Annotated in this window: 1 pseudogene; it reads right to left on the reverse strand. The window is 31.1% G+C overall.

Annotated features, from left to right (window positions below):
• Nucleotides 1-488 (reverse strand): annotated as a pseudogene (locus LS70_RS09880) (hypothetical protein); the annotation flags it as partial.
• Between the last annotated feature and the right edge of the window lie 24 nt (nt 489-512).

A 512-nucleotide genomic window follows, 5' to 3' on the forward strand; every position in this document is an offset into this window, starting at 1 on the left:
TTACTACTCTTCTTTATTTCTCCTATCCCTTCCCATTGTTCTCTTTGATATTCTATCTTAGGAGAAGGATTAGATGGTAGTTTGAGTGGAGAGAATTTAATCTTATTCTTTTTAGGAATCACTAATATAGGATAACCTTTTAGACTTATTCCTATTAAACCCATTTGTAAAACAGCTCTTTTGTTATTAACTTTATGTTGTGTCCAAGTATAAGGAAAGACTAAAGCTACTTTAGTGCAAGGTCCTCCTAGCATAGGTGGATTAGCACAATTACTTATACTTGCTCCTTGTATTTCATTGTTTAACATTATAGGAACATTCTCTGATTTTATTCTTTTAGCATTTTTAGCTTTTAGATTAACTCTTCCTCCATGTATGCACATTACAATATTATCTTCTAGTATAGGGTGTATTAAAGATAAATCAGGAGTTGTTTGTAGAGTTTTTACTTTAGGAGTAAGGATTTTTCTTCTTGTTTTCTTAGCCATTAAGAATCCTATGGGAGTTTAGAA

It is taken from the genome of Helicobacter sp. MIT 11-5569, from assembly GCF_000765695.2.
Lineage (GTDB): Bacteria > Campylobacterota > Campylobacteria > Campylobacterales > Helicobacteraceae > Helicobacter_D.